Origin of the sequence: Streptomyces sp. NPDC051018 (assembly GCF_044456085.1) — a bacterium.
Lineage (GTDB): Bacteria > Actinomycetota > Actinomycetes > Streptomycetales > Streptomycetaceae > Streptomyces.
Window position 1 is genome coordinate 1 of record NZ_JBITFN010000007.1, and the last position, 25,955, is coordinate 25,955.

At 71.1% G+C, this 25,955-nt stretch carries 26 protein-coding genes and 1 riboswitch; of the genes, 11 read left to right on the top strand and 15 right to left on the bottom strand.

What is annotated here, in order from left to right; genetic code table 11:
• The first annotated feature begins 514 nt into the window (after positions 1 to 514).
• Together ACIBCM_RS13955 and otsB are read left to right on the top strand one after the other, a co-directional pair.
• Positions 515 to 937, top strand: a complete 423-nt coding sequence (locus tag ACIBCM_RS13955; protein WP_399243307.1) for a DUF3263 domain-containing protein — start codon at positions 515 to 517, stop codon at positions 935 to 937.
• Between the two features lie 10 nt (positions 938 to 947).
• Entirely contained in the window at positions 948 to 1,823 is an 876-nt protein-coding gene (gene otsB / locus ACIBCM_RS13960; protein ID WP_399242730.1) for a trehalose-phosphatase, read from the top strand.
• 102 nt (positions 1,824 to 1,925) lie between these two features.
• Here the strand turns inward: otsB and ACIBCM_RS13965 are convergent, their stop codons facing one another.
• The 5 genes from ACIBCM_RS13965 to ACIBCM_RS13985 form a co-directional block, all read right to left on the bottom strand.
• Positions 1,926 to 2,663 carry a hypothetical protein gene (locus tag ACIBCM_RS13965; protein ID WP_399242732.1) on the bottom strand — a complete coding sequence of 246 codons (738 nt, stop codon included), beginning with the start codon at positions 2,661 to 2,663 and terminating at the stop codon, positions 1,926 to 1,928.
• Entirely contained in the window at positions 2,656 to 3,174 is a 519-nt protein-coding gene (locus ACIBCM_RS13970; RefSeq protein WP_399242734.1) for a SigE family RNA polymerase sigma factor, read from the bottom strand. Before ACIBCM_RS13970 ends, ACIBCM_RS13965 begins: the two co-directional genes overlap by 8 nt.
• A gap of 208 nt (positions 3,175 to 3,382) precedes the next feature.
• Positions 3,383 to 4,789 carry a trehalose-6-phosphate synthase gene (locus ACIBCM_RS13975; protein WP_399242736.1) on the bottom strand — a complete coding sequence of 469 codons (1,407 nt, stop codon included), beginning with the start codon at positions 4,787 to 4,789 and terminating at the stop codon, positions 3,383 to 3,385.
• A 29-nt stretch (positions 4,790 to 4,818) separates the two neighbouring features.
• Positions 4,819 to 5,211, bottom strand: coding sequence for a hypothetical protein (locus ACIBCM_RS13980; RefSeq protein ID WP_399242738.1), 393 nt, complete (start codon positions 5,209 to 5,211; stop codon positions 4,819 to 4,821).
• A gap of 38 nt (positions 5,212 to 5,249) precedes the next feature.
• Positions 5,250 to 6,194: a glucosyl-3-phosphoglycerate synthase gene (locus ACIBCM_RS13985; RefSeq protein ID WP_399242740.1), complete on the bottom strand. Its 945-nt coding sequence runs from the start codon at positions 6,192 to 6,194 to the stop codon at positions 5,250 to 5,252.
• A 192-nt stretch (positions 6,195 to 6,386) separates the two neighbouring features.
• A riboswitch (SAM riboswitch) is annotated at positions 6,387 to 6,551 on the top strand.
• Positions 6,552 to 6,568: 17 nt separating this feature from the next.
• On the opposite strand from ACIBCM_RS13985, the gene thrC reads away from it, so the two are divergent.
• The 4 genes from thrC to groL all read left to right on the top strand — a co-directional run bounded on the left by thrC (position 6,569) and on the right by groL (position 11,401).
• A complete protein-coding gene (gene thrC, locus ACIBCM_RS13990) occupies positions 6,569 to 7,855 on the top strand; it encodes a threonine synthase (protein WP_399242742.1) in 1,287 nt (428 codons plus the stop codon).
• 18 nt (positions 7,856 to 7,873) lie between these two features.
• Complete coding sequence (locus tag ACIBCM_RS13995; RefSeq protein ID WP_399242744.1) at positions 7,874 to 8,149, top strand: MoaD/ThiS family protein; 276 nt, start codon at positions 7,874 to 7,876, stop codon at positions 8,147 to 8,149.
• 914 nt (positions 8,150 to 9,063) lie between these two features.
• The gene (locus ACIBCM_RS14000; protein ID WP_005315736.1) at positions 9,064 to 9,267 is read left to right on the top strand and encodes a cold-shock protein; all 204 of its coding nucleotides are present in this window, start codon (positions 9,064 to 9,066) and stop codon (positions 9,265 to 9,267) included.
• Between the two features lie 511 nt (positions 9,268 to 9,778).
• A complete protein-coding gene (gene groL, locus ACIBCM_RS14005; RefSeq protein WP_399242746.1) occupies positions 9,779 to 11,401 on the top strand; it encodes a chaperonin GroEL in 1,623 nt (540 codons plus the stop codon).
• A 728-nt stretch (positions 11,402 to 12,129) separates the two neighbouring features.
• Here the strand turns inward: groL and ACIBCM_RS14010 are convergent.
• The 6 genes from ACIBCM_RS14010 to ACIBCM_RS14035 form a co-directional block, all read right to left on the bottom strand.
• Positions 12,130 to 13,815, bottom strand: a complete 1,686-nt coding sequence (locus ACIBCM_RS14010) for a hypothetical protein (RefSeq protein WP_399242748.1) — start codon at positions 13,813 to 13,815, stop codon at positions 12,130 to 12,132.
• Positions 13,805 to 15,484: a hypothetical protein gene (locus tag ACIBCM_RS14015; protein WP_399242750.1), complete on the bottom strand. Its 1,680-nt coding sequence runs from the start codon at positions 15,482 to 15,484 to the stop codon at positions 13,805 to 13,807. Before ACIBCM_RS14015 ends, ACIBCM_RS14010 begins: the two co-directional genes overlap by 11 nt.
• A gap of 691 nt (positions 15,485 to 16,175) precedes the next feature.
• Positions 16,176 to 16,763 carry a YceI family protein gene (locus tag ACIBCM_RS14020; RefSeq protein WP_399242752.1) on the bottom strand — a complete coding sequence of 196 codons (588 nt, stop codon included), beginning with the start codon at positions 16,761 to 16,763 and terminating at the stop codon, positions 16,176 to 16,178.
• A gap of 238 nt (positions 16,764 to 17,001) precedes the next feature.
• The gene (locus ACIBCM_RS14025; RefSeq protein WP_399242754.1) at positions 17,002 to 17,403 is read right to left on the bottom strand and encodes a hypothetical protein; all 402 of its coding nucleotides are present in this window, start codon (positions 17,401 to 17,403) and stop codon (positions 17,002 to 17,004) included.
• Between the two features lie 172 nt (positions 17,404 to 17,575).
• Positions 17,576 to 17,833 (bottom strand): DUF397 domain-containing protein, encoded by a 258-nt coding sequence (locus tag ACIBCM_RS14030; protein WP_399242756.1) that lies wholly within the window; start codon positions 17,831 to 17,833, stop codon positions 17,576 to 17,578.
• The gene (locus ACIBCM_RS14035) at positions 17,817 to 18,656 is read right to left on the bottom strand and encodes a helix-turn-helix domain-containing protein (protein WP_399242758.1); all 840 of its coding nucleotides are present in this window, start codon (positions 18,654 to 18,656) and stop codon (positions 17,817 to 17,819) included. The genes ACIBCM_RS14030 and ACIBCM_RS14035 overlap by 17 nt, the downstream gene beginning before the upstream one ends.
• 116 nt (positions 18,657 to 18,772) lie before the next feature.
• On the opposite strand from ACIBCM_RS14035, the gene ACIBCM_RS14040 reads away from it, so the two are divergent.
• Both ACIBCM_RS14040 and ACIBCM_RS14045 read left to right on the top strand, forming a co-directional pair.
• The gene (locus ACIBCM_RS14040) at positions 18,773 to 18,988 is read left to right on the top strand and encodes a hypothetical protein (protein WP_399242760.1); all 216 of its coding nucleotides are present in this window, start codon (positions 18,773 to 18,775) and stop codon (positions 18,986 to 18,988) included.
• Between the two features lie 330 nt (positions 18,989 to 19,318).
• Positions 19,319 to 19,735, top strand: coding sequence for a PPOX class F420-dependent oxidoreductase (locus ACIBCM_RS14045; protein WP_399242762.1), 417 nt, complete (start codon positions 19,319 to 19,321; stop codon positions 19,733 to 19,735).
• Between the two features lie 458 nt (positions 19,736 to 20,193).
• On the opposite strand, the gene murQ is transcribed toward ACIBCM_RS14045, so the two are convergent.
• A complete protein-coding gene (gene murQ / locus ACIBCM_RS14050) occupies positions 20,194 to 21,129 on the bottom strand; it encodes an N-acetylmuramic acid 6-phosphate etherase (protein ID WP_399242764.1) in 936 nt (311 codons plus the stop codon).
• A gap of 76 nt (positions 21,130 to 21,205) precedes the next feature.
• Positions 21,206 to 22,126 (bottom strand): MurR/RpiR family transcriptional regulator, encoded by a 921-nt coding sequence (locus ACIBCM_RS14055; protein WP_399242766.1) that lies wholly within the window; start codon positions 22,124 to 22,126, stop codon positions 21,206 to 21,208.
• 100 nt (positions 22,127 to 22,226) lie between these two features.
• On the opposite strand from ACIBCM_RS14055, the gene ACIBCM_RS14060 reads away from it, so the two are divergent.
• Together ACIBCM_RS14060 and ACIBCM_RS14065 are read left to right on the top strand one after the other, a co-directional pair.
• A complete protein-coding gene (locus ACIBCM_RS14060) occupies positions 22,227 to 22,583 on the top strand; it encodes a hypothetical protein (RefSeq protein ID WP_399242768.1) in 357 nt (118 codons plus the stop codon).
• Entirely contained in the window at positions 22,580 to 22,846 is a 267-nt protein-coding gene (locus tag ACIBCM_RS14065) for a DUF4031 domain-containing protein (protein WP_399242770.1), read from the top strand. The genes ACIBCM_RS14060 and ACIBCM_RS14065 overlap by 4 nt, the downstream gene beginning before the upstream one ends.
• 73 nt (positions 22,847 to 22,919) lie before the next feature.
• Here ACIBCM_RS14065 and ACIBCM_RS14070 read toward each other — a convergent pair whose 3' ends face one another.
• Positions 22,920 to 24,131 carry a Cmx/CmrA family chloramphenicol efflux MFS transporter gene (locus ACIBCM_RS14070; protein WP_399243309.1) on the bottom strand — a complete coding sequence of 404 codons (1,212 nt, stop codon included), beginning with the start codon at positions 24,129 to 24,131 and terminating at the stop codon, positions 22,920 to 22,922.
• Positions 24,132 to 24,425: 294 nt separating this feature from the next.
• Positions 24,426 to 25,196, bottom strand: coding sequence for a hypothetical protein (locus ACIBCM_RS14075; protein ID WP_399242772.1), 771 nt, complete (start codon positions 25,194 to 25,196; stop codon positions 24,426 to 24,428).
• Positions 25,197 to 25,290: 94 nt separating this feature from the next.
• Between ACIBCM_RS14075 and ACIBCM_RS14080 the strand changes: the two genes are divergently transcribed.
• Positions 25,291 to 25,611 (top strand): DUF6479 family protein, encoded by a 321-nt coding sequence (locus tag ACIBCM_RS14080; RefSeq protein ID WP_399242774.1) that lies wholly within the window; start codon positions 25,291 to 25,293, stop codon positions 25,609 to 25,611.
• Positions 25,612 to 25,955: the final 344 nt, after the last annotated feature.

Genomic DNA, 25,955 nt, shown 5'->3' on the forward strand with positions numbered 1-25,955 from the left:
CGACGGTCGATCGTGCTCGACCACTCGTTCCTCGCGGCCTCCGCGCGTTCTCCCTTTCGACACCCACGGCCCCCTTCGGCTCACTCGCCAGGCACCTGGGGTGAAGGGAAAGGGTGCGGGACCTCGTTCGCTCAGCCACCGGGGCGCAGGGCCAGGCCCAACGGGTGAAGGGACAGGGCACAGGCCCTCGTTCACTCACCCACCGGGGCGCAAGCCTCCTTCGGATCACTGGCCCAACCGGTGAAGGGAAGGATGGGCACAGGCCCCTCCTCAGCTCAGCCGCCAGGTCCATGGGGTGAAGGGGAAGGGAGCCCGGCCGCCGGTACTGCCGGGGGCGCCCGGATATCGTGGACGTATGACCGCCCAGGAGCCCGCCGCACCCGCCCCACCGGGCGGCGAGCCCGCCGGGTCGTCGCCCACAGGGCCTACCGGGCCCGCGCCCGGGAAACCCGAGGCCCGGGGGCCCGGACTCACGGAAACCAGCGAGCCCGCACCCACCGGCCCCACCGGGTCGATCCGCCCCGAGCCGGCTGATGCGGGGACCACCGTTTCCGAACCCGCCCGGCCCACCGGTCCCGAAGCCACCCGCCCCGAGGCCGGGGAGCCGGACCTCACGGGTGCCGGGCCCGCGCCCACCGGCCCAGAATCCACCGGCCCAGAAGCCACCGGGCCGGTCCGCCCCGAGCAGGCCGAGCCCACCGGGCGGCGGCTCGCCGGGCTTTCCGAGCGGGACCGGGGCGTCCTGGCCATGGAGCGGCGTTCCTGGCCAGGGCCCGGGGCCAAGGAGCGGGCCGTACGGGAGCAGCTGGGCATCTCCCCGGTCCGCTACTACCAGCTCCTCAACGCCCTCCTGGACGACGAGCGCGCCCTCGCCCACGACCCGGTCACCGTCAACAGGCTCCGCCGGGTGAGAGACGCCAAACGCGGGCGCCGATAGGGTCGGAGCCATGGGCAGCTCCCCGTACTCCCCGCAGTTCCCGGACGGCCCGAGGGCGCGTCCCCTCCCGACGCCGTCGACTCCCGCCGGCCGTGACGGTCTCGCCGCGATCCTGGCCCGGCCCTCCCGGACCGTCGTCGCGCTGGACTTCGACGGCACCCTCGCCGAGATCGTCCCGGACCCCGAGCAGGCCCGCGCCCACCGGGGCGCGGTCCCCGCGCTCGCGCGCCTCGCGCCGAAGGTCGCGTCCGTCGCCGTCGTCACGGGACGCCCCGCCGGGGTCGCGGTCCGCCACGGCGGCTTCGCCGGGGTCGGGGGCCTGGACCATCTGGTGGTGCTCGGCCACTACGGCTCCGAGCGCTGGGACGCGGTCACCGGCACGGTGAACACCCCCGCCCCGCCCCCGGGCGTCGCCGCCGTCCGCGCCGAACTGCCCGGTTTCCTCGACCGCATCGGGGCCTGGCAGGGCACCTGGATCGAGGAGAAGGGCCAGGCGGTCGCGGTCCACACCCGCCGGGCGTCCGACCCTCAGGCCGCGTTCGAGGCGCTGCGCGAGCCGCTCGCCACGCTCGCCTCCCGCCACGGTCTGGTCCTGGAGCCGGGGCGGATGGTCCTCGAACTCCGCCCGCCCGGCATGGACAAGGGCGTCGCGCTTGCCGAGTACGTACGGGAAGTGGACGCGCGGGCCGTGCTGTACGCGGGTGACGACCTGGGCGATCTGCCCGCCTACGCCGCCGTGGAGAAGCTGCGCTCGGACGGGATCCCCGGACTCCTGGTGTGCAGCGGCAGCACGGAGGTCACGGAGCTGGCGGAACGTGCCGATCTGCTGCTGGCGGGCCCGTCGGCGGTCGTGGAGTTCCTGGCGGACCTGGCGGACCATCTGTAGTCCCGCACTACGGACCGGGCCCGGCCCGGGGCCGCCGTCGCCCGGACGGAACGGAGACGGGACGGGACGACACAAGAGCGGGACGAGACGGGACGACCGGGCTCAGGCGCCCGCGGCCCGCAGGGTCTTCAGGTCGACGGTCATCGTCCCGCCGGCGGCGCAGGTCAGCAGGACCTTGTTGTCGGCGCTGAGTGGCAGGACGGGATTGCTGAACCGCAGTACCCGGACACTACTCCCCTGCGTGCCCCCGGTATCTTCCAGAAACACATTCATCAGGTACCGGCCGTCCTTCGGGGGCGAACTGAGGTTCAGCTCGACCTTTTCCCACCTTTTCGTGGGGTAAGGCGCTTCCGTCGACCAGACCGTGCCCTCGTAGAGCGCGCTCCATGAAGAGCCCGGCTTGCCCTTCTGCGCCGGGGACTTTTCGTTCCGGAAGCTTCCGTACAGGGTGGCAGAGCCCCCCATCTCCAGCCTCTTCAGCTTCTGGACCGTGTCCGAAAGGCACTTCTGCTCCGCGGCCGGCAAGGTCGCCTCTCCGCCCTTGCCGGTGTCGGCGCTCAGGGCGGTGATGGTGGTCGCGGTGATGAGAGCGGCGGCCGTGGTGCCGACCACCGCCAGCCGCCGTCGCGTCAGTCCGCGCCGGGCGCGGGCGGTGAACGCCGACCCCGGCGCGGGGGCCCTGTCGGTCGGTTCGGCGGCGCGGGAGAACAACATCCTCAGGTGCTCCTCTTCGTGGAACTCGGTGGAATCGGGGTGGTCGAAGCGGCCGGAGCCGTCAGGGAACTCCGGGAAGCGGTTGGACCCGGGATGCCCGGGCGGCTCCGGAAGCCGGTCAGCCATGGGCGGCACTCCTTTCGGGGGCGGGGGCGACGAGACCGGCTTCCCGCAGGGCGGCCAGCCCCCGCGCGGCCCGGCTCTTGACCGTGCCGGGGGAGCACCCCAGCACATCGGCGATCTCCTTCTCGCTGAGCTGGTGGTAGTAGCGCAGGACGAGTACGGCCCGCTGGGAAGCCGGAAGGGTCCGCAGCACCTCGCGGACGGCGACCCCGGTCACCAGCTGGTCCTCCGAGCCGGGCAGCGGGGTCTCGGGCAGTTGCTCGGCGGGGATCTCGCCGTTCCAGCGCCGGCGCCGGTCCTTGACCAGCAGCCGGACCATCGTGGTCCGGGTATACGCCTCCGCGGCCTCGGCCCGGCCGATCCGGTGCCAGGCGCGGTAGGTCCGCAGCAGGGCCTCCTGGGTGAGGTCCTCGGCCCTGGACCCGCCGCCGGTCAGCAGCGTGGCCGTACGCAGCAGCGAGCGGTAGCGCGCGTCCATGAACGCCGTGAAGGCATCGTCCCTGCCGTCCCTCATCCGCCGACCACTCCCCGTCCGCCCTCGGATGGGCGGTCTCCCCTTATCGAGGACCTGGGGGCGCGGGGAGGTTCCGGGGAACGGGGAACGAGGAACGGAGGAACGGAGGAACGGAGAAACGGGGAAAGGAGGAAAGGAGAAACGGGGAAAGGAGAAACGGCGGCGGAAGCACACGGCGGCACCCGCCGTGCGGCGGGGCCCGCCCCGGCTATGAGGTCAGCGCCTCCAGCTGGTCCAGGAACCAGCGCTGGGGCGGCAGCGCGGTCGCCGCGGCGGCGAGTCGCCGGCAGCGGTGCGAGCGTTCCGCGTCGGGCATGGTCAGGGCCTCGTGCAGCGCGTCGGCGGTGCCGCTCACGTCGTACGGATTGACCGTGACGGAGTCCTCGCCGAGTTCCTCGTACGCGCCCGCCTCCCGGGACAGGACCAGCGCGCAGCCGTGGTCCGAGACGAGCGGGATCTCCTTGGCGACGAGGTTCATCCCGTCGCGGATCGGGTTGACGAGGGCCACGTCCGCGAGGCGGTACGCGGCGAGCGAGCGGGCGAAGTCGTCCCGGACGTGGAGGACGACGGGGGTCCAGCCGTCCGTCCCGTACTCCTCGTTGATCTCGTCCGCGACCCGCTGGACCTCGGCCGTGTACTCGCGGTAGACGGCCAGGTCCTGGCGGGACGGATAGGCGAAGGCGACATGCACCACCTGCTCGCGCCACTCGGGCCGGGACCTCAGCAGCTGGCGGTAGGCGAGGAGCCCGCGCACGATGTTCTTCGACAGTTCGGTGCGGTCGACGCGCACGATCGTCCGGCGGCCGGAGCCGATCTGCTCGCGCAGGGCGGTGATCCGCTCCTCCACATCCGGCCGGTGCGCGCGCTCGCGCAGGAAGTCCGCGTCCGCTCCGAGCCCGTGCACCCCGATCCGGGTGCCCTTGAGGGCGTCGTGGCCCAGCAGTTCCGTACAGCACGCGGTGAACGCCTCGGCCCAGCGACGGGTCAGGAAGCAGGTGCGGTCCGCGCCGAGGAGGCCGCGCAGCAGTTGCTCGGCGATGTCGTCGGGCAGCAGACGGAAGTAGTCGACGGGCGCCCAGGGAGTGTGCGAGAAGTGCCCGATCCGCAGATCGGGCCGCAGTTCCCGGAGCATCCCGGGCACCAGCGCGAGATGGTAGTCCTGCACCAGCACGGCGGCGCCGTCCTCCGCGTGATCGGCCAGGGCCTGGGCGAAGGACCGGTTGTAGCTCTCGTACGAGCGCCACTGATGCCGGAAGTCCTCGTCGAAGACGGGCTCCAGAGGAGTCTGGTAGAGCATGTGGTGGACAAACCAGAGCACCGAGTTCGCGATGCCGTTGTACGCGTCGGAGTGGACGGCCTCGTCGATGTCGAGCATCAGCACACCCGGCTCGCCGACCCCGCGCCGCACGGCCTCGCGGTCGCCCGCGCCGAGCGCGGAGCACACCCACAGGGAGTCGGCGTCCGAGCCGATCGCGGAGAGACCGGAGACCAGTCCGCCGCCGCCGCGCCGGGCGTCCAGGGTGTGGTCGTCGTTGAGCGTGTACGAGACGGGGCCGCGGTTGGACGCGACGAGGACCCGGGCGCGGGCCGGGGCTGCGGGGGGCTCGGAGACCATGTGCCGAACCTAGCCCGTCCCGCAACCGCTCAAACGCGAGTACGGCGCCACTCGGCGTGCCGTCGGTCACTCATTGCGCCGACCGCGTGCCGCCCCGGCCGAGGCCGCCCCGGGAGCGTGCCGGCGCCGGCACGACCGCTCCGGGAGCGTGCCGCGGCCAGCGCGACGGCCCCGGCGGCGGCCAGCGCGAACCCGAGCCCACCGAGCAGCCACAGCTGCTCCGTGCCATGGCCCTCGTCGGCCGGGGCCAGGGCCGGGGGCAGCGCGCCGGGCGGTGCGCCGGCGGCGGTGGCCACTCCGCCGAGGGCGAGAGTGCCGAGGACGAGCGTGCTGAGGACGAGGGTGCTGAGGACGAGTGTGCCGAGGACGAGGGTGAGCCGCAGCGCGCGGCGCAGAGCCCTCCGAGGGCGTTGAAAAGCCATACATAGGATATTCAGCTACATATGGGACAACTTCCCGGTTATGCGGCGTGACGCGCCGCATACTCACCGATCTCGCGCATCGGCGGGCGTTCCTCCGTGTCCACAGGGTGCGTCCTCGGCACGAAGCCGTCCCCGCCGCGCTCGAACTGGGTCAGAGCGGGCCGTACCAAGTGCCCGCGCGAGAGCCGCACTTGCGCGGTCCGGTAGATCGCCGCGGCCATCCGGCCCAGCGCCCGGCCGTCCTGGTGGCGGTGCTTGCGCGAGCCCACGTCCACCTGCGCCAGGGCGTCGAGGCCCACCGTGTGGAGCGCGTCGACGAGCAGCCCCAGCTCCACCCCGTAGCCGACGGGGAACGGCAGCCGCTCCAGCAGTGAGCGCCTGGCCGCGTACTCGCCGCCGAGCGGCTGGACGAACCCGGCGAGCAGCGGCCAGTGCAGATTCAGCAGCGGACGGGCCACCAGCTCGGTCACCCGGCCGCCCTGACCGTCGAGATCGCCGAGCGGACGGTCGTAGGTCGCCTTGACGAACTGCACCCCCGGATCGGTCAGCAGCGGTCCGACGGTCCCGGAGACGAAGTCGGCGGAGAAGTCCCGCAGATCGGCGTCGACGAAGCAGACGACGTCACCCCGGGTCACCAGCAGCGAGCGCCACAGCACCTCGCCCTTGCCGGGCAGGGCGGGTATCCGGGGCAGGATCGCGTCCCGGTGGACCACCCGCGCGCCCGCCGCCGCGGCCACCTCCCCCGTACGGTCGGAGGAGCCCGAGTCGATCACCACCAGCTCGTCGACGAGCGGCACCGCCTCCATCAGCTCCCGGCGGATCACGGTGACGATGTCACCGACCGTCGCCTCCTCGTTGAGGGCGGGCAGCACGACGCTCACGGTCGTGCCCCGCGCGGCCTTGGCGGCCGTCAGCCGGGCGGGCGGGCGGTCGGCCGCCGACCACGAGCGCGACGCCAGCCAGCGCTCCACTTCATCGAGCACGTTCGACTCTCCGGGTACTCTGTGTGATCCATCTCGCGGTTCGGACGACTATCTCAACCGTCCGGACCTTCGGTTACAGTCTTGAACAACGCGCCTGACCGTCGCATGCCGGGGGTCCGGCGTTCAACAGTTCAACAATCGAAACACCCAACCGAAACCCATAATCGAAAATCGAAACCCACAATCGAATACCGCTCATCCAGAGGGGCAGAGGGAAACGGCCCGTTGAAGCCCCGGCAACCCTCCAGCCGGTCTCCGTCGCGACAGCACGTTCGGTGCGTCAGCGCCGCGAGGCTCCCGGCTAGGGAAGGTGCCAAATCCGTCTCATGGCGAGATGCGTCATGAGGAAGATGAGGAGAAAGGGCCTCGCCTCCATGGCTGTGCAGACCGGCACCAGCACCACCTCCCTCGATCTCGGACCCGCGGCCGCCCTCTCGTGCCGCGAATGCGGCAAGCGCTTCCCACTCGGCCCGATCTTCGCCTGTGCCTCCTGTTTCGGCCCTCTGGAAGTCGCGTACGACCTGCCGGTCGGCGACCCGGAGGGACTCCGCAAGCGCATCGAGGCCGGCCCGGAGAACATCTGGCGTTACGCGCCCCTGCTGCCCGTACCCGCCGATGTGGCGGACAAGCCCGGCATCAACCCCGGCTTCACCCAGCTCGTCAAGGCCGACAACCTCGCCCGCGAACTGGGCGTCACCGGCGGTCTGTACGTCAAGGACGACTCCGGCAACCCGACGCACTCCTTCAAGGACCGGGTCGTCGCCATCGCCGTCGAGGCCGCCCGCGCCTTCGGCTTCACCACCCTCTCCTGCTCCTCCACCGGCAATCTCGCGGGCGCCGTCGGCGCCGCCGCGGCCCGCGCCGGCTTCCGCTCCTGCGTCTTCATCCCGCACGACCTGGAGCAGGGCAAGGTCGTCATGGCCGCGGTCTACGGCGGTGAGCTGGTCGGTATCGAGGGCACCTACGACGATGTGAACCGCTTCTGCTCCGAGCTGATCGGCGACCCGCTCGGCGAGGGCTGGGGCTTCGTCAACGTCAACCTCCGCCCGTACTACGGCGAGGGTTCCAAGACCCTCGCGTACGAGATCTGCGAACAGCTCGGCTGGCGCATCCCCGACCAGATCGTCATCCCCGTCGCCTCCGGCTCCCAGCTCACCAAGATCGACAAGGGGCTCCAGGAGCTGATCGGGCTGGGGCTGGTCGAGGACCGCCCGTACAAGATCATCGGAGCTCAGGCCGAGGGCTGCTCCCCGGTCTCCGCGGCCTACAAGGCCGGCCATGACGTCGTACGCCCGGTCAAGCCCGACACCATCGTGAAGTCGCTGGCCATCGGCAACCCCGCGGACGGCCCCTATGTCCTGGACATCACCCGCCGTACCGGCGGCGCGGTGGAGGACGTCGACGACGAGCAGGTCGTCGAGGCGATCAAGCTGCTCGCCCGGACCGAGGGCATCTTCGCGGAGACCGCGGGCGGGGTGACCGTGGGGGTCACCAGGAAGCTGCTCGACGCGGGCGTGCTCGACCCGGCCCTCACCACCGTCGTCCTCAACACCGGCGACGGCCTCAAGACCCTGGACGCGGTAGCGCCCACCGCCGGTCCCACGGCGACCATCCGCCCGAGTCTGGACGCGTTTCGCGCCGCGGGCCTGGCCAACCAATAACCCCTGGGAGATCCGAAGATGAGCGTCAAGGTCCGCATCCCGACCATCCTGCGCACATACACCGGCGGCCGGGCCGAGGTCGCCGCCGAGGGCGCCAACCTCGCCGAGGTCATCGCCGACCTGGAGAAGAACCACACCGGTATCGCCGCGCGCGTCCTGGACGACCAGGGGAAGCTGCGTCGCTTTGTGAACGTGTACGTCAACGACGACGACGTCCGCTTCGAGCAGGGGCTGGAGACGGTGACGCCCGATGGCGCGGGGATCTCGATCATCCCGGCGGTCGCGGGCGGCTGAGCCCCGAGAGGGCCGGAGGCCCCGCGGGGTGCCTCGCGGACGGGGCCCGGTCCGCCGGGCCGTCCTGAGCCCGCCGGGTCTCGGCCGGGGCCGCCCGGGTCCGCCGGGCCGGGTCCCTTCCGGCCCCACCTGGCGCCGGACCCCGCCCGGCCGGACTGATCCCGCCGGGATCCGGCCGGTCCGCCCCGTCGGTTCCGCCCCGGCCGGGTCCGGCCGGTCCGCCCGGCGGGCCCTCGTAGCTCAGGTCTGGCCGCCCTGGTCCCGGTGGCCGGGTCCCGGCGGGCTGAGCCCCGCGTGGTCCGGCCGGGTCAGGCCGCCGGAGTCCGGCCGGCCCGCCCGGCGGGCCTCCCGCCCGGGTCCCACCGGGTCATCCCGGTCGATCCTGCCCAGCCGGGTCGGGCCGTCGGCCCCGCCCCGTCGCTCCGGGCACGCTCTCGCCCACCCCACGATCCGGGCCCGCCCCGGTCCACCCGGTCGACGCCGCCCCGTCGACCTCACCCCGGCCGGGTCCGGCTGACGAAGTGTTATTTACGCAGAGTCATTGCGATTGCCCCCTCCGTGAGACATCCGGAGGGGGCAATTCTGCATGGTTGAGCGCGCTACAGTTGGGGAACGCCCCTTCACCGCCCGCGCCGCCCGCCCACGAGAATGCGCCCGGCCGCGATAAGAAGCAGCCAAAGTGGGCCATCGTTTTGTCTCGTAAGTGTCCTTTGTTCGGCCTGATTTGCCCCGGAATTTCTTGAATTCAGACCAATTACCCGATCGTAGGTTCCAGGAATTCTCGTCCGATTGACCTGTTGCAGAGGGCAGTTGGGCAGATACATTCAGCCGCGGTCGACGCGTTCCGGCGTGAGGTATGACCCGGGTCCGCGAGGTGCGGTCCTGTGCAAGGGCCAGTAATAGGGGAGTTAGGCATGGCTCAGGGCACCGTCAAGTGGTTCAACGCGGAGAAGGGCTACGGCTTCATCGCGGTCGACGGTGGTGCGGATGTTTTCGTCCACTACAGCGCCATCCAGATGGACGGGTACCGCACCCTGGAAGAGGGTCAGCGAGTCGAGTTCGAGATCTCGCAGGGACAGAAGGGCCCGCAGGCCGACATGGTCAAGCTCGCGGTCTGAGTCCCGATCCCGGACGCGCGGCTTCCGACGCGCTTCACGCATGTGGGGTCCGCATCCCCGACGGGATGCGGACCCCACACGCGTGCGCCCGTGCGCTTTCCGTATGACGGGCCCGTACGGCTGCCCCCTCCGTGTGACGGGCTCGTACGGCTGGCCCCTCCGTACGGCTGCCCCTTCCGTGCGTCGGCAGCTTTTGTGCGGGTATGGCCCGTTTCCTGCGCATGCGGCCCCCTCCGATGTCCGGAGAGCCGTGCTTCCGGTGCCGCCTCCCGGCGCGAGCCCCCGGGAGGGGGAGACGGGGAGCCGTGTCACCTCAGCCGCTTGCACTCACAGGTGCCGAGTGCTAATCATTGGCGTTAGCACTCTACGAGTGAGAGTGCTACCGAGGACCGGGTCGGTGAGGCCCGCCCGCCGCAGTGGCGCAAGGAGTCACCCGGTGCGGCAGGCCGTCCGTCGCGGGCGCCAGCGCGGTCCCTGAGCTTCCGACCCCAGTCCGTGGAGGACACTTCACATGGCAAAGATCATCGCGTTCGACGAGGAGGCACGGCGCGGTCTCGAGCGCGGGATGAACCAGCTCGCCGACGCCGTCAAGGTCACCCTTGGCCCCAAGGGCCGTAACGTCGTTCTCGAGAAGAAGTGGGGCGCCCCCACGATCACCAACGATGGTGTGTCCATCGCCAAGGAGATCGAGCTCGAGGACCCGTACGAGAAGATCGGCGCCGAGCTGGTCAAGGAGGTCGCGAAGAAGACGGACGACGTCGCCGGTGACGGTACGACCACCGCGACCGTCCTCGCCCAGGCGCTCGTACGCGAGGGCCTGCGCAACGTCGCGGCCGGCGCCAACCCCATGGCCCTGAAGCGCGGCATCGAGAAGGCCGTCGAGGCCGTCTCCGGTGCCCTGCTGGAGCAGGCCAAGGATGTGGAGACCAAGGAGCAGATCGCCTCCACCGCCTCCATCTCCGCCGGCGACGTCCAGATCGGCGAGCTGATCGCCGAGGCCATGGACAAGGTCGGCAAGGAAGGCGTCATCACCGTCGAGGAGTCCCAGACCTTCGGTCTGGAGCTTGAGCTGACGGAGGGCATGCGCTTCGACAAGGGCTACATCTCGGCGTACTTCGCGACCGACATGGAGCGCATGGAGGCCGCGCTCGACGACCCGTACATCCTGGTCGTCAACTCCAAGATCTCCTCGGTCAAGGACCTGCTCCCGCTGCTGGAGAAGGTCATGCAGTCGGGCAAGCCCCTGCTGATCATCGCCGAGGACGTCGAGGCCGAGGCCCTGTCCACGCTGATCGTCAACAAGATCCGCGGCACCTTCAAGTCCGTCGCCGTCAAGGCCCCGGGCTTCGGTGACCGCCGCAAGGCGATGCTGAACGACATCGCCATCCTCACCGGCGGCACGGTCATCTCCGAGGAGGTCGGCCTCAAGCTGGAGAACGCGGGCCTGGACCTGCTCGGCCGCGCCCGCAAGGTCGTCATCACCAAGGACGAGACCACCATCGTCGACGGTGCCGGGGACAGCGACCAGGTCGCCGGCCGGGTCAACCAGATCCGCGCCGAGATCGAGAACTCCGACTCGGACTACGACCGTGAGAAGCTCCAGGAGCGCCTCGCGAAGCTGGCCGGCGGCGTCGCCGTCATCAAGGCCGGTGCCGCGACCGAGGTCGAGCTGAAGGAGCGCAAGCACCGCATCGAGGACGCCGTTCGCAACGCGAAGGCGGCCGTCGAGGAGGGCATCGTCGCCGGCGGTGGCGTCGCCCTGCTCCAGGCATCCTCCGTCTTCGAGAAGCTGGAGCTGGACGGCGACGAGGCCACCGGTGCCAACGCCGTCAAGCTCGCGCTGGAGGCCCCGCTCAAGCAGATCGCCGTCAACGGCGGTCTTGAGGGCGGCGTCGTCGTCGAGAAGGTCCGCAACCTCACCCCGGGTCACGGCCTCAACGCCGCGACCGGCGAGTACGTGGACATGATCGCCGAGGGCATCCTCGACCCGGCGAAGGTGACCCGCTCGGCGCTGCAGAACGCCGCGTCGATCGCCGCGCTGTTCCTCACCACCGAGGCCGTCATCGCCGACAAGCCGGAGAAGGCCGCCGCGGCCGCCCCGGGCGGCATGCCGGGCGGTGACATGGACTTCTGATCCTTCCCGGATCAGCGGACCATGGCGTGACCCGCAGTACCGCAGTACATACGAAGGGCGGCACCCCCACTCCCAGGGGGGTGCCGCCCTTCGGCGTTACGGTTGACCCCGGCCGGACCGGACCTTGACGGTGGCCCCGGCCGGGGCGACGGCCACGGCCGTGGGCGTACCCGGATCACCGTTGCCGCGGTGACCGCAGTCCACGGTGGCCGGCCGTCGGCCGGGGCAGGGTTGGTGGCCGTCGCCGTCGCCGGGCCATCGACCGCAGCCGCAGCCGCAGTCGCAACCGGACCCGGGAGCGGGACCGCGAGCGGTCCGGACGGACCGCAGCGGCTACCGGTCCCCGGCCGCACCGGACCTTGACGGTGACCCCCGTCGGACCGCGACCCCCTGTCGTCCAGGCCGCAGCCGCCCGACCTCGCGGCGGGAACCGCGGGCCCCCTGCGTTCCGGTCGCCGTCGCCGGGTCCTCGGCCGCAGCCGCAGCCGCAGTCGCAACCGGACCCGAGAGCGGGACCGCGAGCGGTCCGGACGGACCGCAGCGGCTACCGGTCCCCGGCCCGACCGGACCTTGACGGTGACCCCCGTCGGACCGCGACCCCTGCTGTCCAGACTGCGGTCCCGAGGGCTGGGAGGTCGCCACGACTGCGAGGTGGTCGTCGCCCGCCCCCCCCCGGCGGGAACCGCGGTCACCGCGGTCCCGCCCGGTCGGTCAGCGGACGTACACGGTCAGCGCACGTCGACGAAGTCGCCCGTGCCGATCGAGTCGAAGTGGGTGGCGTCAGCGGTGTACTGGATCGTCCAGGTGCCGTCCATGGAGGGCTTCGCCCTCAGCGAGACCCGGCCCTTGGAATCCGTCGTACCCCAGGCCGCGACCGACCACTTGCTGCTGTTCTTCCACTTGACCACCAGCGCCACCCGCTGCCTGGGCAGAGCCCGGTAGGTAGCCCCCGACTTCTCGCTCAGCGCGCCGGTGACGGTGATCACCGCGCCCTTGCGGATCGGCTCCGGAACCGCGTTGACACCGGTGATCCGGGTCGCGGTGCGCGAGAGCCGGGTGACCGGACCGGTCGCGCCCGCGAAGTCGTCACTGGTGACGGCGACCACCCGGTAGTAGCCGTTGAGCCCCTTCAGCCTCAGCTGGAAGGGCGTCCACGACTCCCTGCCGACCAGGACGTCGCCGGTCTTCACGGCCTTCCACGTCCTGCCGTCGGCCGAGTGCTGGAGCTGCACCTTCTGATGCCCGTACGGCACGCTGTCCCACTGGTCGGTCCGGAACGTGCCGCGGAGCGACCCGTTCGCCGTGACATAGCCGTCGCCGGCCATGGACACGCTCGACCGCAGGGAGACCTCGTTGGGGAGCGCCAGCGGACCCGTGGCCAGGCCGATGACGAACGGGTTGGCCGGAACCACGGCCCAGCCGTTGTAGCCCATGGAGGACACGCCCGGGACCACGGCGCTGTAGCGTCCGTCCGCGTCCGTGGTCACGGTCTGCCGGCCGAGAGGCTGGGGAGTGCCGTACTGGGCGAAGCCCACCCGCACCTCGGTGTTCGCGGCGGGGACGCCGTCGAACAGCGCCCGGCCGCTGATGGTCACCTTCTCACCGGGCAGGACCCGGTCCTTGTCGGCGTCTCCCGTCAGCGTCATCGCACGGGTCGCGACCGGCGCGGGCTCACCGCGGCTGAGGACGCTTCCGTCGACCGTCTCGCTGTGCTCGGAGAACCTGACGTCGAAGTCCGAGTACTGCCGGGAGACCGGGATGACAGCGGCGAACCGGCCCTGGTCGTCGACGCTCGCCGTATGGACGCCGTGCGGTGCCACACGGGTGATCTCCACCTCCCTGCCCGGACCGGGCAGCGGCACGAGATCACCGGAACCGGGCTGGATTCCCACCAGATTGCCCTGTGCCCGTGCGTTGAGGTCGTCCCACGCCGGTGTGCCGAACGTCAGACCGGTGATCGTCGGCTCCAGCGTGAAGTTCAGCGTGCCCGCGTCCTTCCGCGTGGTCGTCCTGCCCAGGGCGTCGGTGACCGTCACATCGATCGCGTACGCGCCGAGGGCGGGCATGGTGCCCGCGTCCTCCACCAGCTTGAGCGGATCGGCACCGAGCGGGAAGCCGTAGTCGCCCGAGTCCCGGGAGGTCTCGGTGAGCCGGGGTACCTCGGCGACGACGGTCGACTCGTCCGAGCGGACCTTCGCCGAGACGGACTCGATCCCGACGCCCGTGGCGGTCACCACGCTCACGTTGAACGTGCCGCGCTCGCTGCCGGTGATCGCCGCCCCGATCCGGGGCGTCGGGGGCTCCGCCGCGACCGCGGGAGCGGCGGTGGCGGCGGTGCCCGCCAGGGCGAGGGCGGCGGCGGAGGCGACGACCGAGAGTCTGACGCGCCGGCGGTTGGTGGTGTCAGCGCGCATCGATGTAGGTCGCCTTCGTCTCGGTGTAGAAGTGCCCCGGAGTCGGCTCGATCACCATGGCCCAGTGGCCGTCCCCGTAGACCTTCGCCTTGATGGAGTACACGCCGTTGCTGTTGGCCCTGCCCTTGGCGACCCAGTACCACTGCGGGTCGCCCTTGGGCTTGAACAGGACCATCAGCTTCGGGTTCGGGAAGGCGCGCCACTTGCCGTTGACATACCGCTGGAGCGCACCGGAAGCGGTGATCGTGCTGTTCACCCTGGGGCGGGTGGACGAGTACGTGGCGGAGCTGAACCGGGTCACGTACCGGTACTGGAACGAGGCCTTGGAGGCCAGCTGGACCAGCCCGTTCGACTCGGGGTGGTAGATCCGGTAGTAGGCGGCGACGTAACCCTGGGCGGCGAGGCTGAACGAGCAGGTGCCGGAGCCTGCGTAGTTGGCGGACCCGACGACCATGCTCTTCCACTTGACGCCGTCGGCCGAGTACTGGAGGTGGAACTTCTCACCCGCGCACTCCGCGCCCTTGGCCTGGCCGGTCGTCGAGATCCTGCCGAACTCGTCGAGGCTGTACTTGACGTTGACGTACGAGAACGCGGCCGGGACGGCGATGGCGGCGGTGTCATGCGCCTTGGTGACGTAGTCGGACTGCTCCACGGAGGTGTGGACCGTACCCGGGACGGTGGCGCGCGCCGTGTAGGCGAAGGTGCCGTCGGCCGCCGAAGTGCCCGTACCGACCGGGCTCTCGCCGAAGTAGTCCCAGTGCACGGGCGACTTCATCGAGGACACGACCGGCGCGCCCGCGAAGGGCCGCCAGCCGTCGTTGGTGAGCCGCTCGACCTTGCCCGTCACCGTGAAGGGCGCGCCCTTGTGCACCCTGAGCCTGTCCGTGTCCGCGGCGATCCGGACCGTCGTGGGCTTCACCCCCACCGAGGTGGGGAAGGGCACCTCATGCTTCGGCTCGGTGTCGGCGCTCTTGACGACCTCGGCCTTGCTGTACTGGATCTCCGCGTCCGGGGTCACCGGCAGCGAGAACGTCCCGTTCGCGCCGGTGACCGCGGTTTCCACCTTGGGCCGCGGGTACTTGCGGCCGTTGAGGGTCAGCGTCAGCTTGACCTCGGTGCCCGCGCGAGCCGGTCCGCTGATGCCGGTGGCCGGGTCGAACGTCGTCACCTTGCCGGAGGCGACGACCGCCCGGTTGTCGAAGTCGGTGCTCTCGCGGTCGTACGCGAGAGAGGAGACCCCGGTGTGCAGCTTGTAGGCGAACGTCCCGAACTTCCGTTCCTGGGCGGCCTCGTTGGGTACGTGGTACGAGATGCTCACCGGGTAGTCGCCGTACGGCGTTCCCTCGGGGAGCCTGATGGGCGTCTCGGTCGCCCAGCCGGCCGGGTTGCTCGGGTTGGAGTAGCCCACGCGGACCATCCGGTCGGTGCTCGCCAGCACGGCCGCGCCCGGCTCGCCGGAAGCCAGGACGTCCACCTTCACCCAGTAGGTGTTGTCCGGCAGCCCGACCACGAGCTGCCCTCGGTCGTTGGTGGTGACAAACGACACCGCGGTCGCCGCGAAGGCGTTCGGTGCCATCACGACGGCGGGTACGGCCACCCCCGCCGAGAGGACGAATACGGCCGCCGTACGCACCAGGGCGTACGGCAGTCTGCGCGCTGAACGCGTCAAGGGACCCCCCACAGGTCATCAAGGGCGGCGCGCCAAGACACGGCGGGCCGCGAGCGATCGGGCGAGAGAGCCGGATCGCTGATCACACCACGATAGCGGTGTGCTGCAAGTGTTCTATGTGACAGCCGCAGGAATATCCAGCGTTCGACCCGTCTCCGGCAAGTGATTTTCTTCTTCGGAGGGTTACGCGGATACAGGCGTCGCCCGCGGGACGCGGCTCGGGCGGTTCTGTGAAGCGGCTCGGACGGCCGTGAGAAGCGGTTCTCGCGGTCCGTGAACAGGACGAACTCCGGCCCGGGGCACGCCCTGCGGGTGGCGGCTTCTTCGCGCGACCGGGTGGCGGCACGGTGAAAAACGCCCCGGCTCAAAGGCGTTCCGGCGGTGGAATTATCGACCTAGCGATTTCCCGGGTCATGGCCGGGAAATCGCGGAAAGAGAGGTGCCGTACCGCTTATTTCGGCCGGTGCACCCGAAGTGGCGGGAATGGACGCGCCGCCGGTGTTCTGTGGCACGGCGTCGCCGAGTAGGCACGGGAGGCGCGCGTGCTACGACCGCGCGGTCGAGTCGGCACGGGACCGCGCGTGCTACGACCGCGCGGGCTGATTGGCGATCAGAAGAGTGGTGCCGGCCGGGCGGAACCCCAGGCGGGCGCAGATCCGGGCCACCGTGTTTTCTGTGTCCCGGCGGTGCCTCAGGTCCCGTGCTCAGGCGGCTCCTCGGGTCCCGTGTCCAGGACGGCCTCGATGTCGACCACGACATCGACCATGGCGCTGACGACCACGCCGCCCCGCTCGACCACGTCGTTCCAGCTCACCCCGAAGTCATGGCGGTTGATCCGGGTCCTGGCGGTGAACCCGGCGCGCCGCCTGGGGCCGAGGTCCCGGCCGTCCTCCCACCAGGGGGTGTCCCACTGCCCCAGATACGTGACCTCGAAGGTCACGGAACGCGTCACCCCGCGTACGGTGAGGTCTCCGGTGACCTCGAACTCGTTCGCACTCACCTGACGGACGCCCGACCCGGCGAACGTCCACACCGGGTGGTGCTCGACATCGAAGAAGTCGGTACTGCGCAGATGGTCGTCGCGCTGAGGCTGACCGGTGTACACCCGGGCCGCGTCGATCGCCGCCTCCACACGGGCCTTCTCCGGCTCGTCGGGATCGACCTCCAGTGACCCCCGTATGTTCTTGAGCTGCCCGCGCACATAGCTGATCATCATGTGCCGGGCACGGAACTCCGCGCCCGAATGGCCGGGCTCGAAGAACCATCTGGTCGTGGCCATGGGAGCTCCCTCGGCCCACCGGTCCTTCAGCCGGTACGGCACCGTGAGGGGCCGCGGGCCGGCGGTGGGCGATGTGCGGTTCAAGGGCTCGGTGCGAGGGCTCGGAGCACGGGCCCGGTTGAAGGGCCCGGAGCAACGGCAAGGGTCAAGGACACCGAATCAAGGGCGCAGATCAAGGACACCGATCAAGGGCGCGGGTCACAGGGCACGGTTCCAGGGCGTGCGCGACCGGCGCGGATCACCGGCGCCCGGTCACGCCCTCGACGACGAGAGCGATGCCGATGCCCAGCATCCAGAGGTCCTTGGCCAGCGGTATGCCCTGCTCGGTGGGGCGCAGGCCGCCTTCTTCCCGCATGCCCGGCGTGCGCAGATACAGCCCGAGCGTTCCGGCGGAGAACGCGGTCAGCGCGGCCCCCGCGACCGCCGCGGGCACCACCGGCACCAGCAGCGCGGCGGCGATGGCCAACTCCCCGGTGGACAGGAGCCGGGCGAACCGCTGGGCGTCGAGCTTGGTGAGGAAGGGATAGGTGATGCCGGCGAACTCCTGCAAGCCCTTGGCGGTGGCCTCGTCGGCGCCGCGTTTCGACAGTCCGGAGTGGAGGAAGAACACGCCGGTGGTGAGCCTGAGCGGTAGCTGCAACGCTGTGGATCGCCATGACGTACCACATGCCATACCGGGCCTCCCTACGGACGGCCCCCCTGAACACGTCGCCCCCTCACCACCTTGTCATCCGTCCCCCGCATGTCAAACGCACAGCTCCGTCCCGGAGCCCGGCGCGATGCGCGGAACGTCGGGCGTACGCAGGTCGGCGTCACGACCGTGAGGTCCTGGCCGCCTTGAGACCGGCGAGAAAGCCCGACCACGAGGTGGCCCGGAACACCAGCTCCGGCCCGCCGGGCCGCTTGGAGTCCCGTATGGGCACGACATCCGGACACCCGGCGCCGACCGCGCCGACCGCGACCTCCAGACAGTCGCCTCCACTGCCGCCGCTGTAGGTGGACTTGCGCCACAGCGCCGTGTTTCCGGTGTGCAGCGCCGTGTTTCCGGTGTGTTCAGAGCTGAGCTTCATTTCCGTACTCCTCTGCGACGGATTCGATCAGTGCCAGTGATTCACGCGGTGGCAGCGCACTGGCGGTGATCAGTTCGTACGTCAGCTCATGGCGGGCGACGGTGGCCGGATCGTCCTCCAGATGGCCCGCCCCGGGACCCTCGATATAGCTCAGCGGCGGCGCGTCCTCGAAGGACATCAGCTTGAGCAGCCCCTCCATGGCGGCATGGCACCCGGCCGCGAACGGCAGCACCTGCACGATGACCCGGTTGGCCCGCGCCAGCTTCGCCACATGCTGGATCGACCTCGCCATCACCCCGGCCCCGCCGACCTGACGGCGCAGCGCGGCCTCGTCCAGGACCATCCACACCAGCGGGGTCGCCGGATCGCCGAGGATACGGGCCCGTTCCATCCGGGCGGTGACCAGCCGGTTGATCGCGTCGTCCGTCGCGGTCGGGTGGTGGGCGCGGAACACCGCCCGTGCGTAGTCCTCCGTCTGCAGCAGCCCCGGGATCAGCAGGGGCGCGTACTGCTTGATCTTCGTCGCGATGGCTTCCGCGTCGGCCGCCTCGGCGAAGTGGTCGGGGTACTTGGAGCGGTTCGCCACCACGCAGTTGCGTGCGAAGAACCCGTTCGTCCTGAACATCTCGTCGAACTGGCACGCCATCTCATGGGGCATCCGCCGGGTGCCGTTCTCCAGCTTGGCGATGTACGACGCGCTGACGAACAGGGGTTCCCCCACGGCCTCCTGGCTCAGCCCGGCCTCCAGGCGTGCGTGACGTAACTCCGAGCCGAGCATCACCCTCAGGGACTGGGAAGGATCGGGGTCTTTCGGTACAGCCATGATCAACTCCCGCTCGTACAGATGGGGCTGTCCAGTCGCCGTGACTGTTCAGGCTAGCCAGATCTTGGACACGCTGTGTAGATAACAGAAGTACTCAGCGTGGAGGTGCCTGACCCATGGCGGTGCGAGCGGCGGAGCGGCTGCGGGCGGTCGAGGAGGTTGTCGAGCAACTGCGGACCGAGCTGGGCGAGATGGGCGTGAAGCTGCCGTCGCTGAATGTGGATCCGGTCTCGCTGGCGCGCGACGACCCGCATCCGCTGATCGACCTGGGCCGCTGCAATCTCGACACGGCCCTCCGTCTGGCCGCGGCCCTCCACAAGGCCCGCGGCTGACCCGCCCCCGGGCCCGGGGCAGCCGCCGCACCGGGCCCGTACGGGGGAGGACGGGCGCCCCGGAACCCGCCCGGGGCGCGGGGGCGGACGGCTCCCGGGGACGGTCGGTCCGGGGGGATCCGTCCGGATATCCGGCACCGGGACGGCTTCATCCGTGTGGGTGGTGGGTGTGCTCCCGGAGCGCTGCCTTCCGCCGGCCTTCCCCTGGGGCGGGGCGCGAGCCGAGCCCGGGGTGCCCGGGGCGGGCGCGTCGGTGCGGGGGCCGGGGGCGGGTCGTGTAGACGGTGGGGGGCCGTCGGCGCCGGCCGGGGCAGTCAGCAGGGAGACGCCATGTCGTTCAGTGACGAAGAGATCGCGTACATCGGCTCGCAGCCGCTCGCGCGTTTCGCGACCGTGTCCGGGGACGGGCAGCCCGATGTCGTGCCGGTCGCCTTCGAGTTCGACGGGACGGGGTTCTGGATCGGGGGCGGGCCGAGCGCGGCCAGGACGCGGAAGATGCGCAATGTGCGGGCGGGGCAGCGGAAGGTCTCACTGGTCATCGACGACCATGTGTCCTTCGAGCCGTTCATCGCGCGGGGCGTCCGCGTCTACGGGGAGGCCGAGGGCCCGGTCGAACGGGTGGGGCTGGTGGGACCGGGCACATATCTGCGAATCAGCCCGACCGTGTCCTGGAGCTGGAACATGGAGGGTCTGCCGGTCGGCGAGGAGTGGTACGTGGCGAGGCGGGCCGTGCACGGACGGCGGTGAGGGGGGTATCGCCGAGGTGAGCCCGGAAGCCGCCGATAGTTGATCCCGGTGTGCAGTCGGCTTCCGCTCAGCGCCGGGGGCGGGGGCGGTGCGGCCCATCACCTCGCACGTTCACGCCATGAGCGACGCGCCGCATCACATACGCGATAAAGGATCTGCGGTCCGCGGCGGGAGCGGGCTGAGAGGGCGAGGACAGAGCCGACTGCCCCCGCACGGCTGAAGTTGCCCAGCCACCCTCATCGGCCCCTGGTCACGGCCCGCCTCAGCGTCCCCGGGCAGCTCGTGGAAGCGGACCTGACCGCCGAGCCGGGCGCCTGAGCGGCCGGGCGGTGTACGGCGGTGGCGAGGCGGGCGGTGTACGGCGGTGGCGAGGCGGGCGCCCGGACCCCGTGACCGATGCGGCGCCGGCCGGGAACGGGCAGGGTGGCTCCCCTGACCGGTCCGTGACGGCGGGGCCCTCACCCCGCCGATCGCAGCGCGGCCCGCAGATGGCCCCCGGACTCCGCCAGGAGACGCGTGGCCGTGGGCGCGTCCACGCCGGTGAGGATCGTGAGGATCGCGTTCTTCACCTCGCCGTCGGTCGCGGCGAGAGCCGTCTCGATCTCCTCGTCTGTCGCGCCCGTGGCGAAGGAAACGATTCTTCTGGAACGGGCCCGCAGCTTGTCGTTCGACGCCCGGACGTCGACCATCAGATTTCCGTAGGTCTTGCCGAGCCGGATCATCGTGACCGTCGAGATCATGTTCAGAACGAGCTTCTGCGCCGTACCGGCCTTCAGCCGGGTCGAGCCGCTGAGCAGTTCGGGCCCGACGACGACCTCGATGCCGTGCTCGGCCGCGGCGGCGAGGGCGCTGTCCGCGTTGCAGGACAGCCCGACGGTGAGCGCGCCGAGCGCCCGGGCGTGCCGCACCGCGCCGACCGCGTACGGGGTGCGGCCCGAGGCGGAGATCCCGACCACGGTGTCATCGGCGGACAGCGCCAGGGCGTCCAGATCGGTGTCGGCCAGTTCCTCGCTGTCCTCGGCCCCCTCGACGGCCTCGACCATCGCGGACGGACCGCCCGCGATCAGGCCCAGGACCTCGGAGGGATCGGTGTTGAAGGTGGGCGGGCACTCGCTGGCGTCGAGGACGCCGAGCCGGCCGGCCGTGCCGGCGCCCGCGTAGATCAGACGCCCGCCGCGCGCCATCCGCTCGGCCGTCGCGTCGATCGCGGCGGCGATCCGCGGCAGCTGTCCGGCGACCGCCCCGGGCACGGTCCGGTCCTCGCCGTTCATGATCCGGGCGATCTCCAGGGTGGGCAGCCGGTCGATGTCGGCCAGCTCGGGCCGGAACGCCTCGGTGGTGAGCGTGTTGAGCTGGGCGCGGAGTTCGCCGTAGGCGGGTGACGTGGAGGTCATGGAGCACGCCTTCCTGATGAGGTGTCCGGGTGCCTGCCCGTGTGCCGTGCGGGGGATATGAGCCGGGAAGCCGGGGTCAGCGGTTGCCGCGGGGGCTGTGCCGGTGGGCGAGGGCCTCGTAGGAGGCGGCGAGCGCGGGGGCGGCGGTGTCGTACGTCCGCTGGGCGACGCCTATGAACAGACAGTCCACGACGAGGAGCTGACTCGTCCGGGACGACATGGCGGCCGGGCGCAGCTCGCTCTCGCGGGCGGTGGAGGTGGTCAGCACATGGTCGGCGTACTGCGTCACGGGCCCGTCGGGGCGCCCGGTGATGGCCACGGTCGTGGCGCCGTGCTCGAAGGCGACCCGGAGGGGCTCGATCACATCCCCCGTGGAGCCGGAGTGGGTGATCGCGACGGCCACATCGCCGGCCCGGAGCTGTACGGCGTTGGTGACGGCGAGATGGGGGTCGGAGTGCGCATGCGCGATCAGGCCGATCCGCAGCAGTTTCTGTGCGAGGTCCATCCCGACCAGGGCGGACGCGCCGATGCCGTAGATGTCGATACGGCGGGCGGTCGCGGCGGCCGTGACCACGGCCGAGAGCTGGGCGGTGTCGAGCCCGGCGGCGGTGTCGGCGAGGGTCTGCTGCTCGTCGTACGCGAGTTTGGCGACGACGTCCCCGATCGGGTCGTCCACGGCGATGTCGGCGGTGACGCTCGGCGCGGCGCCGGACAGCTGGTGGGCGGCGAGTCCGGCGAGCGCGAGGCGTAGATCGCGATACCCCGGGTAACCCAGAAGACGGGCGGTGCGGACGACGGTGGCCTCGCTGGTGCCGGTGCGCTCGGCGAGACCGGTGACGGTGAGGGCGGCGCAGCCGGCGGGGTCCTCGGCGACGGCCTCCGCGACACGCTGCATGGAGCGGGTCATGGACGGGCTCAGCGTCCGGACCTTGGCGGCGAGGGCGGCGGGCGCGGGCGGGGCCTTGTTGCCGAAAATTTCCTTCACTGTTTCGCTCACATTCTGAAAGATATTTTCGAACATACTGTCCGGTCAACCCCTGTTCGGGAGGAATCGTGCTCCCGTCACCCCGGGGACGCCTGTGCGGGACAATGGCCCCATGGACGACGCCGACCCCATCGAGCAGGCCCTGCACACGGCGCGTGCCCTGGTCCTCGCCGATCTGGCCGCGCGTGACGTGGCGGACGCCGAGGTGGTCTCCATGGTCGAGGAGTCGCTGACCCACCGCCGCTGGTGGGTGGGGCAGTGGCCGGAAGGCGTCGCCTTCGTCACGGGTCTCGTCGCCCAGGACGTCCAGGACGCGCTCCTCGAACACCACGGCCGCTGGCCCCTGTGCCCGGTCTGCGACGCGGGGGACCCCCACGCGCTCGACATCGAGCCGGAACTGGGCGCGGACCCCCACTGGGTCTGCGCCAAGGCGCGCGTGGTCGTGGCCCGGGTCGGCTCCCTCGGATGACGGTCTATATCGACCCGCCCATGTGGCCCGGCCACGGCCGGATGTGGTCCCACCTGATCAGCGATACGTCGTACGAGGAACTCCACGCCTTCGCCGCCTCGATCGGCTGCCCGCGCCGCGCCTTCGAGCGCGACCACTACGACATCCCCTCCCACCGGTACGCGGCCGCGGTGGCGGCGGGCGCGGTGGAGGTCCCCAGCCGTGAGGTGATCAGACTGCTGGTGGGCGCGGGGCTGCGGCGGCCGAAGGGACGCCCCGCGTAGCCGCCCGCAGGGCACGGGAACGCCTCCCCGGATACCAGGGGCGGGCGAGTCGGGACAGGCGTCGGGACGGGCGTCAGAGGTGGTTGGTGGGTGCCGGTTCCGTGGCCGGGAGGGGTGAGGAGACCGTCACCACCCGGGAGGCCGTGGTGTGCAGGCGCAGGGAGACCGCCACCAGGGCCAGGGCGACCAGCATCATGCCCGCGCCCGCCCAGGCCGTGGACGCGAAGCCGAAGTCCGCGTCGATCACCGTGCCGCCGAGCCAGGGGCCGCCCGTATTGCCCAGGTTGAAGGCGGCGGTGGTCGTCGCACCCGCGAGGGTGGGGGCGGCGCCCGCCACATTGAACATACGGGCGTTCAGCGCCGGAGCCGTGTAGAAGGCGGAGAACCCGAGCAGGAACGCGAGCGACACCGTGACCACCGGCGCCGTGGCGAACAGCGCGAGGGCCGTGAGGAACAGGGTCGACGCGGTGATCCCGCTCAGCAGCACGCCGAAGAGGTGCGCGTCGGCGACCCGGCCGCCCACCGTCGTACCGATGAGCGCGCCCAGCCCGAACAGCCCCAGCACCGTCGGCACCCAGCCCTCGCCGATCCCGGCGACATCCGTCAGCAGCGGCGCGAGATACGAGAACGCGCAGAACACCCCGCCCGCCGCGAGCGCCGTGATCACGATGGAGAGCCACACCTGGCGGTCGCGGTAGATCGACAGCTCCTGCCTGAGCCGCGGCTTCTTCTCGGGCAGCGGGATACGCGGAATCAGCGTCACCACACCGGCCAGCGCGACCGCCGACGCCAGGGCGACCGCCCAGAACGCCGACCGCCAGCCCAACTGCTCCCCGAGGAACGCGCCCGCCGGCACGCCCAGCACATTCGCGATCGACAGTCCGCCGATCATCACCGCCATCGCCCGCGCCCGCTGGTTCACCCGCACCATCGCGATGGCGACGGCCGCGCCGAGCGCCCAGAACCCGGCACACGCGAACGCGCTCACGACCCGCGACACGAACAGGATCTCGTACGTCGGAGCCAGCGCCCCCGCGACCTGCCCCACCCCGAAGACCGAGATCAGCGCGATGAGCGTCGCCTTCCGGGGCAGCCGCAGCGTCGCCACCGCGAGCAGGGGAGCGCCGATCACCATGCCGATCGCGAACGCGGATATCAGCAGTCCCGCCTGGGGGATCGACACATCCATGTCGTCCGCGATGGGCGGCAGCAGACCGGACAGCATGAATTCGCTGGTGCCGAGGGCGAAGACGGACAGTCCGAGGATGTAGACGGCGAGGGGCATACGGCTGCGGGAGGCGGATTCAGCAGATTCGACGGATTCGGGCATGACATCGGCAACAGTCCGATTGTTCCTGGCATTCCCAGGAGCAGGGGTGAACCCGCATGCGTTTTCCCGGAGGGTCTGACGCCGAAGTGTCGGACGTACGGGAGCGGTACGGGGCGTTCCGGGACGGTACGGGAGAGGCGCCGCCCGCCGACGCCCGCGCGGGGACCCCTTACTCCACTGGATAGAGCGATCACTACAATCGCAATACCCTGTGCCGGGGCGGGGGTTGGTTGGGCCGATGTGCCGGGCTCAGGACCCGGTGGTGAGAAGGTCCAGCTCCGCCGTCAGATTGCGGCGGGCCCGTTCCTCCCAGGCGCGGACGCCGTGGGGGGTGTGGAACAGCCGCGGCAGAGCGAGGAGCCGGCGCAGCACGGCGGCGCGGCCCGCGCGGAAGGCGTCGTCCGGCACAAAGCCGTACTCCTCGCGTACGGCGGCGGCGTAGCCGGCGTATGTCTCCGGCTCCGAGGCGAGGATCGCGAGATCGGCGTCGCACAGGACCGCGCCGTTGGTGTCGGGGGCGGCCGGGGCGTGGGTGACCGTGAGGCGGACCAGCCGGGCGACCTCGGCCGTCGCGGACGCGGAGAGACCGGCCTCCGGAAGGGCCCGTTCCGCGAGGCGTGCCGAACGCTCCTCGTTCTCGGAGCGGTCCGGGAGATAGACCGCGTCGTGGAACCAGGCGGCCAGACGTACGAGATCGGGGTCGGCGGCGTACGCGTCGAGCGTGTCGATGTGGTCCAGGACCGCTATCAGATGAGCGGTGGTGTGGTAGCGGCGCTGCGGTTCGGCCCAGCGGGCGATGAGGTTCTCGGCGTACGGCAGCGGATCGGGGCCGCCCGGATCAGGGCTCTCCCGGCCGGTGTCGTCCGGGCCGGGGCCCTCCGGACCGGGGTGCCGCGCGGCGACCAGAGCGCGCGTCCAGCGTTCACGGAGATCGCCGGAGCCGGAATCGGGGGCGGAGCCGGATCCGGAACAGGGGGCGGGGGCAGAGCCGGAAGCGGATTCATCGCCGGTGGCGGTCATGAGCCGACTGTAGTACGGCAGAAAATCCGCGCCGGAGTGACACTGGATAGCGGCAGAGGCATGAATCCCACCCAGCCGCACGGAGGCAGACACCATGATCGGAGTGATGATCGTCTTCGGACTGATCCTGGTGACCATCCTGACCGTGGCGATGTGGAGGGACGGACGGAGACGGGCGAAGCTCGTCACACCGCGCCCCGAGGAACAGCCACACCAGCCCGATCACCGGGAGCACCTGGAGGAGATCCGGGAGCAGGACGGGGAGGACTCCTTCCCCCACGACGGAGGACGCCTCCTCCCGTACAACCTGAGGACCCACAGCACGCACAGCACCGGCAAGGGCCCCAAGGACAGGCCCAAGCACGGTCCGAACGCCCACAGCGGGTCCTTCGGCAGCGGTGGCCTGGGCGGCTGAGAGAACCGGTCCGGACCCGGTCCGCTCCGGCAGCGGGGTGAAACCCGCCACCCGGCCCGGTCCCGGAGCGGCCGGCCCCGCCCGTTCCCTCGGCGGGGTGCGACCCGCCTGATCCACGCCGCAACGAGCCCGGCATCCCCTGCAACGGGACGGCGCCCCGACGGGAAGGCGCCCTCAGCGGAATCGGGGCCCTTCGGAGGGAAGGCGCCCCTCAACAGGTAGGCGCCCCTCAAGCTGTACCGGCCGCGCCCGGCCCGTACCCCGTCCCCCGGGGACGTACGACCGCACGGGCCGGCCGGAACCGCCGGGGCCGGACGTACGACGGCGGGGGCCCGGGTGCGAGT

What these genes read in the sequence shown, in the direction of transcription:
- otsB (WP_399242730.1), top strand. Translation starts at nt 948, where the DNA reads ATGGGCAGCTCCCCGTACTCCCCGCAGTTCCCGGACGGCCCGAGGGCG.
- ACIBCM_RS13965 (WP_399242732.1), bottom strand. Translation starts at nt 2,663, where the DNA reads ATGGCTGACCGGCTTCCGGAGCCGCCCGGGCATCCCGGGTCCAACCGC.
- ACIBCM_RS13970 (WP_399242734.1), bottom strand. Translation starts at nt 3,174, where the DNA reads ATGAGGGACGGCAGGGACGATGCCTTCACGGCGTTCATGGACGCGCGC.
- ACIBCM_RS13975 (WP_399242736.1), bottom strand. Translation starts at nt 4,789, where the DNA reads ATGGTCTCCGAGCCCCCCGCAGCCCCGGCCCGCGCCCGGGTCCTCGTC.
- ACIBCM_RS13980 (WP_399242738.1), bottom strand. Translation starts at nt 5,211, where the DNA reads ATGGCTTTTCAACGCCCTCGGAGGGCTCTGCGCCGCGCGCTGCGGCTC.
- thrC (WP_399242742.1), top strand. Translation starts at nt 6,569, where the DNA reads ATGGCTGTGCAGACCGGCACCAGCACCACCTCCCTCGATCTCGGACCC.
- ACIBCM_RS13995 (WP_399242744.1), top strand. Translation starts at nt 7,874, where the DNA reads ATGAGCGTCAAGGTCCGCATCCCGACCATCCTGCGCACATACACCGGC.
- ACIBCM_RS14000 (WP_005315736.1), top strand. Translation starts at nt 9,064, where the DNA reads ATGGCTCAGGGCACCGTCAAGTGGTTCAACGCGGAGAAGGGCTACGGC.
- groL (WP_399242746.1), top strand. Translation starts at nt 9,779, where the DNA reads ATGGCAAAGATCATCGCGTTCGACGAGGAGGCACGGCGCGGTCTCGAG.
- ACIBCM_RS14010 (WP_399242748.1), bottom strand. Translation starts at nt 13,815, where the DNA reads ATGCGCGCTGACACCACCAACCGCCGGCGCGTCAGACTCTCGGTCGTC.
- ACIBCM_RS14020 (WP_399242752.1), bottom strand. Translation starts at nt 16,763, where the DNA reads ATGGCCACGACCAGATGGTTCTTCGAGCCCGGCCATTCGGGCGCGGAG.
- ACIBCM_RS14030 (WP_399242756.1), bottom strand. Translation starts at nt 17,833, where the DNA reads ATGAAGCTCAGCTCTGAACACACCGGAAACACGGCGCTGCACACCGGA.
- ACIBCM_RS14035 (WP_399242758.1), bottom strand. Translation starts at nt 18,656, where the DNA reads ATGGCTGTACCGAAAGACCCCGATCCTTCCCAGTCCCTGAGGGTGATG.
- ACIBCM_RS14040 (WP_399242760.1), top strand. Translation starts at nt 18,773, where the DNA reads ATGGCGGTGCGAGCGGCGGAGCGGCTGCGGGCGGTCGAGGAGGTTGTC.
- ACIBCM_RS14045 (WP_399242762.1), top strand. Translation starts at nt 19,319, where the DNA reads ATGTCGTTCAGTGACGAAGAGATCGCGTACATCGGCTCGCAGCCGCTC.
- murQ (WP_399242764.1), bottom strand. Translation starts at nt 21,129, where the DNA reads ATGACCTCCACGTCACCCGCCTACGGCGAACTCCGCGCCCAGCTCAAC.
- ACIBCM_RS14060 (WP_399242768.1), top strand. Translation starts at nt 22,227, where the DNA reads ATGGACGACGCCGACCCCATCGAGCAGGCCCTGCACACGGCGCGTGCC.
- ACIBCM_RS14065 (WP_399242770.1), top strand. Translation starts at nt 22,580, where the DNA reads ATGACGGTCTATATCGACCCGCCCATGTGGCCCGGCCACGGCCGGATG.
- ACIBCM_RS14070 (WP_399243309.1), bottom strand. Translation starts at nt 24,131, where the DNA reads ATGCCCCTCGCCGTCTACATCCTCGGACTGTCCGTCTTCGCCCTCGGC.
- ACIBCM_RS14075 (WP_399242772.1), bottom strand. Translation starts at nt 25,196, where the DNA reads ATGACCGCCACCGGCGATGAATCCGCTTCCGGCTCTGCCCCCGCCCCC.
- ACIBCM_RS14080 (WP_399242774.1), top strand. Translation starts at nt 25,291, where the DNA reads ATGATCGGAGTGATGATCGTCTTCGGACTGATCCTGGTGACCATCCTG.